Genomic DNA, 5,813 nt, shown 5'->3' on the forward strand with positions numbered 1-5,813 from the left:
ACGCTTGCGCCTGATCAAAAACCTGTGCTACAGTCGTGGGCTTCGCTGATGACAAAGCGCTGAGTGATCTGGAGACGGGTTGCGGGGCGTGGTGGGGTTGGTGGAGACGGGTTGAAAGACTTAGGCGGGCTTGAGACAAGTCGGCGGGCGCTTCGAAGGGTTCGAAAGAATTTTTGAAAAGTACTTGACGATGCTGCGAAAGCGGATCAAAATCTCGCCTCTTTGCTGCTGACGAACAACGCGAAAGCGAATAGTTTGCAGGCGGCGGAGAAAGCAAGTTGCCGAGTATCTAGAAAATAAAATTTCGAAATACTTGACGACGAAGCAAAAAGCAGATTAGAATCTCGCTTCTTTGCTGCTGACGAATAAACGACGTCAGCAACGCAGATTAAAGAGTTTGGACTCTGAGATTTGTGATGCTCTTTAAAAATTAACAGCCGATAAGCGTGGGCGTTTGAGGCGAAGTGATGTTGTCAGGTGACTGATAACGGTCCTTCGGACTTTAAACGCTCACGGAAATTAGATTTAAGCTATGCAAATGGTTTAAGTCGATTCCGTTGAGTAAATCAAGATCGAACTGTAGAGTTTGATCCTGGCTCAGATTGAACGCTGGCGGCATGCCTTACACATGCAAGTCGAACGGTAACAGGTTAAGCTGACGAGTGGCGAACGGGTGAGTAATATATCGGAACGTGCCCAGTCGTGGGGGATAACTGCTCGAAAGAGCAGCTAATACCGCATACGACCTGAGGGTGAAAGCGGGGGATCGCAAGACCTCGCGCGATTGGAGCGGCCGATATCAGATTAGCTAGTTGGCGGGGTAAAAGCCCACCAAGGCAACGATCTGTAGCTGGTCTGAGAGGACGACCAGCCACACTGGGACTGAGACACGGCCCAGACTCCTACGGGAGGCAGCAGTGGGGAATTTTGGACAATGGACGCAAGTCTGATCCAGCCATGCCGCGTGCGGGAAGAAGGCCTTCGGGTTGTAAACCGCTTTTGTCAGGGAAGAAAAGGTTCTGGATAATACCCGGGACTCATGACGGTACCTGAAGAATAAGCACCGGCTAACTACGTGCCAGCAGCCGCGGTAATACGTAGGGTGCAAGCGTTAATCGGAATTACTGGGCGTAAAGCGTGCGCAGGCGGTTATGCAAGACAGATGTGAAATCCCCGGGCTCAACCTGGGAACTGCATTTGTGACTGCATAGCTAGAGTACGGTAGAGGGGGATGGAATTCCGCGTGTAGCAGTGAAATGCGTAGATATGCGGAGGAACACCGATGGCGAAGGCAATCCCCTGGACCTGTACTGACGCTCATGCACGAAAGCGTGGGGAGCAAACAGGATTAGATACCCTGGTAGTCCACGCCCTAAACGATGTCAACTGGTTGTTGGGAGGGTTTCTTCTCAGTAACGAAGCTAACGCGTGAAGTTGACCGCCTGGGGAGTACGGCCGCAAGGTTGAAACTCAAAGGAATTGACGGGGACCCGCACAAGCGGTGGATGATGTGGTTTAATTCGATGCAACGCGAAAAACCTTACCTACCCTTGACATGTCTGGAATTCCGAAGAGATTTGGAAGTGCTCGAAAGAGAGCCAGAACACAGGTGCTGCATGGCCGTCGTCAGCTCGTGTCGTGAGATGTTGGGTTAAGTCCCGCAACGAGCGCAACCCTTGTCATTAGTTGCTACGAAAGGGCACTCTAATGAGACTGCCGGTGACAAACCGGAGGAAGGTGGGGATGACGTCAGGTCATCATGGCCCTTATGGGTAGGGCTACACACGTCATACAATGGCCGGGACAGAGGGCTGCCAACCCGCGAGGGGGAGCTAATCCCAGAAACCCGGTCGTAGTCCGGATCGTAGTCTGCAACTCGACTGCGTGAAGTCGGAATCGCTAGTAATCGCGGATCAGCTTGCCGCGGTGAATACGTTCCCGGGTCTTGTACACACCGCCCGTCACACCATGGGAGCGGGTTCTGCCAGAAGTAGTTAGCCTAACCGCAAGGAGGGCGATTACCACGGCAGGGTTCGTGACTGGGGTGAAGTCGTAACAAGGTAGCCGTATCGGAAGGTGCGGCTGGATCACCTCCTTTCTAGATAGATCGCGCCTCGTCATTACTTCGGTGATGGCAGAGCAAGGTCGCTATAGAGCGAAAGCTCAAGCACTTAGTTTCAAGCGCCCACACTTATCGGCTGTCATACAACAGTGAGTGAATATCGCGTGAGCCTGTGGAGCTGGCCTCGACAGCCTGGCGATGAGACAGGCCTAACGCAAACCAAGTTTCGCGTGGGTCTGTAGCTCAGTCGGTTAGAGCACCGTCTTGATAAGGCGGGGGTCGCTGGTTCGAATCCAGCCAGACCCACCACGGTACGCAGAGAAATCTGTACGGGGGATTAGCTCAGCTGGGAGAGCACCTGCTTTGCAAGCAGGGGGTCGTCGGTTCGATCCCGTCATCCTCCACCAGTTCACTCATGTTAGTTGGTAAACCTTAGCGAATAGCCATGTTCGTTGAGGTTTACCAGCTTGTGGTCCGCAAGGATCGGCTGTTGTTCTTTAACAATTTGTAGAGTCGAATCAGCGCTGTTGGCGGAAAGTACCTCTTGGTACACCGTGCCGCTAACAGCGATTTTGATTGCGTCAAACATAGACTTCAACTAAGCAAGAAATTGATTAGGTATGAAGAACGGCGTAACGCGTGAATACTCAAATAACACACGGGTGAAACAAGATCCGTGTGAGTCCTTGACGACAGTGCAGTCAGCGCTGTCAAAGTTATAGGGTCAAGTGACTAAGTGCATGTGGTGGATGCCTTGGCGATTACAGGCGACGAAGGACGTGATAGCCTGCGATAAGCTTCGGGGAGCTGGCAAATTAGCTTTGATCCGGAGATTTCCGAATGGGGAAACCCACTCCGCAAGGAGTAACTCTGACTGAATACATAGGTCATTGTGGCGAACCGGGTGAACTGAAACATCTCAGTAGCTCGAGGAAAAGACATCAACCGAGATTCCGAAAGTAGTGGCGAGCGAAATCGGAGTAGCCCTCGCGTTTTAGCAGTTTGTATATCAGAACGGAATGGAAAGTCCGGCCATAGCGGGTGATAGCCCCGTATGAGAAATGCAGATTGTGGAACTAGGCGCGAATAGAGTAGGGCGGGACACGTGAAATCCTGTCTGAATATGGGGGGACCATCCTCCAAGGCTAAATACTCGTAATCGACCGATAGTGAACAAGTACCGTGAGGGAAAGGCGAAAAGAACCCCGGGAGGGGAGTGAAATAGATCCTGAAACCGCATGCATACAAAAAGTAGGAGCCCGCAAGGGTGACTGCGTACCTTTTGTATAATGGGTCAGCGACTTACATTCAGTGGCGAGGTTAACCGAATAGGGAAGCCGTAGAGAAATCGAGTCCGAATAGGGCGAATAGTCGCTGGGTGTAGACCCGAAACCAAGTGATCTATCCATGGCCAGGATGAAGGTACCGTAACAGGTGCTGGAGGTCCGAACCGACTAATGTTGCAAAATTAGCGGATGAGCTGTGGATAGGGGTGAAAGGCTAAACAAACTTGGAAATAGCTGGTTCTCTCCGAAAACTATTTAGGTAGTGCCTCAAGTATTACCATCGGGGGTAGAGCACTGTTTAGGCTAGGGGGTCATGGCGACTTACCAAACCTTGGCAAACTCCGAATACCGATGAGTACAGCTTGGGAGACAGAGCACCGGGTGCTAACGTCCGGACTCAAGAGGGAAACAACCCAGACCGCCAGCTAAGGTCCCTAAAATTGGCTAAGTGGGAAACGAAGTGGGAAGGCTAAAACAGTCAGGATGTTGGCTTAGAAGCAGCCATCATTTAAAGAAAGCGTAATAGCTCACTGATCGAGTCGTCCTGCGCGGAAGATGTAACGGGGCTAAGCCAGTTACCGAAGCTGCGGATGTGCAATTTATTGCACGTGGTAGGAGAGCGTTCTGTAAGCCTGTGAAGGTGGGTTGTGAAGCCTGCTGGAGGTATCAGAAGTGCGAATGCTGACATGAGTAGCGTTAAAGGGGGTGAAAAGCCCCCTCGCCGAAAGCGCAAGGTTTCCTACGCAACGTTCATCGGCGTAGGGTGAGTCGGCCCCTAAGGCGAGGCAGAGATGCGTAGCTGATGGGAAACAGGTCAATATTCCTGTACCGATCAATAGTGCGATGTGGGGACGGAGAAGGTTAGCTCAGCCAACTGTTGGATATGTTGGTTCAAGCGTGTAGTCGTGCCCCTTAGGCAAATCCGGGGGGATTAGATGAGGCGTGATAACGAGTCTGCTTGCAGACGAAGTGAGTGATACCCTGCTTCCAAGAAAAGCCACTAAGCTTCAGCTATTGACGACCGTACCGCAAACCGACACTGGTGCGCGAGATGAGTATTCTAAGGCGCTTGAGAGAACTCTGGAGAAGGAACTCGGCAAATTGACACCGTAACTTCGGAAGAAGGTGTGCCTTTATTAGGTGATCCATTTACTTGGTGAGCCGAATGAGGCCGCAGAGAATCGGTGGCTGCAACTGTTTATTAAAAACACAGCACTCTGCAAAGACGAAAGTCGACGTATAGGGTGTGACTCCTGCCCGGTGCTGGAAGATTAAATGATGGGGTGCAAGCTCTTGACTGAAGTCCCAGTAAACGGCGGCCGTAACTATAACGGTCCTAAGGTAGCGAAATTCCTTGTCGGGTAAGTTCCGACCTGCACGAATGGAGTAATGATGGCCACACTGTCTCCTCCAGAGACTCAGCGAAGTTGAAATGTTTGTGATGATGCAATCTCCCCGCGGAAAGACGGAAAGACCCCATGAACCTTTACTGTAGCTTTACATTGGACTTTGAACAGATCTGTGTAGGATAGGTGGGAGGCTTTGAAGTAGGGACGCTAGTTTCTATGGAGCCAACGTTGAAATACCACCCTGGTGTGTTTGAGGTTCTAACCTTGTCCCGTTATCCGGGATGGGGACAGTGTATGGTGGGCAGTTTGACTGGGGCGGTCTCCTCCCAAAGTGTAACGGAGGAGTTCGAAGGTACGCTAGTTACGGTCGGAAATCGTGACGATAGTGCATTGGCATAAGCGTGCTTGACTGCGAGACTGACAAGTCGAGCAGGTACGAAAGTAGGACAAAGTGATCCGGTGGTTCTGTATGGAAGGGCCATCGCTCAACGGATAAAAGGTACTCTGGGGATAACAGGCTGATACCGCCCAAGAGTTCATATCGACGGCGGTGTTTGGCACCTCGATGTCGGCTCATCTCATCCTGGGGCTGTAGCCGGTCCCAAGGGTATGGCTGTTCGCCATTTAAAGAGGTACGTGAGCTGGGTTTAAAACGTCGTGAGACAGTTTGGTCCCTATCTTCCGTGGGCGCTGCAAGATTGAGAGAGCCTGCTCCTAGTACGAGAGGACCGGAGTGGACGCACCTCTGGTGTATCGGTTGTCACGCCAGTGGCATTGCCGAGTAGCTAAGTGCGGAAGAGATAACCGCTGAAAGCATCTAAGCGGGAAACTCGTCTCAAGATGAGTCTTGCCGGGGCCTTGAGCCCCCTGAAGGGTCGTTCGAGACCAGGACGTTGATAGGCTGGGTGTGGAAGCGCAGTAATGCGTTAAGCTAACCAGTACTAATTGCCCGTGAGGCTTGACCCTATAACTTTGATAGTCTGTGCTACAGCACGCCATCAAGGTGAGTGTTCAAGTTATGTCGTTCTTCAAGTCCTTGAAGACGCAATCAAATGAAAGCTGATTCCGCTGCAAGTAGTCATACTTGTGGTGTGCAGATTAGGCATCGCCTAGGTT

Annotated in this window: 2 tRNA genes and 2 rRNA genes; all 4 read left to right on the plus strand. The window is 51.6% G+C overall.

What is annotated here, in order from left to right:
- The first annotated feature begins 574 nt into the window (after positions 1-574).
- The 4 genes from AC0IZJ_RS28265 to AC0IZJ_RS28280 all read left to right on the plus strand — a co-directional run bounded on the left by AC0IZJ_RS28265 (position 575) and on the right by AC0IZJ_RS28280 (position 5,663).
- Positions 575-2,098: ribosomal RNA gene (locus tag AC0IZJ_RS28265) — 16S ribosomal RNA — on the plus strand.
- Positions 2,099-2,294: 196 nt separating this feature from the next.
- Positions 2,295-2,371 (plus strand) — tRNA-Ile (locus tag AC0IZJ_RS28270).
- Between the two features lie 22 nt (positions 2,372-2,393).
- A tRNA-Ala gene (locus AC0IZJ_RS28275) sits at positions 2,394-2,469 on the plus strand.
- 315 nt (positions 2,470-2,784) lie between these two features.
- Positions 2,785-5,663: ribosomal RNA gene (locus AC0IZJ_RS28280) — 23S ribosomal RNA — on the plus strand.
- The 16S and 23S rRNA genes sit together here with 2 tRNA genes alongside, the layout of an rRNA operon.
- Positions 5,664-5,813: the final 150 nt, after the last annotated feature.

It is taken from the genome of Roseateles sp. AC306 (assembly GCF_979253795.1).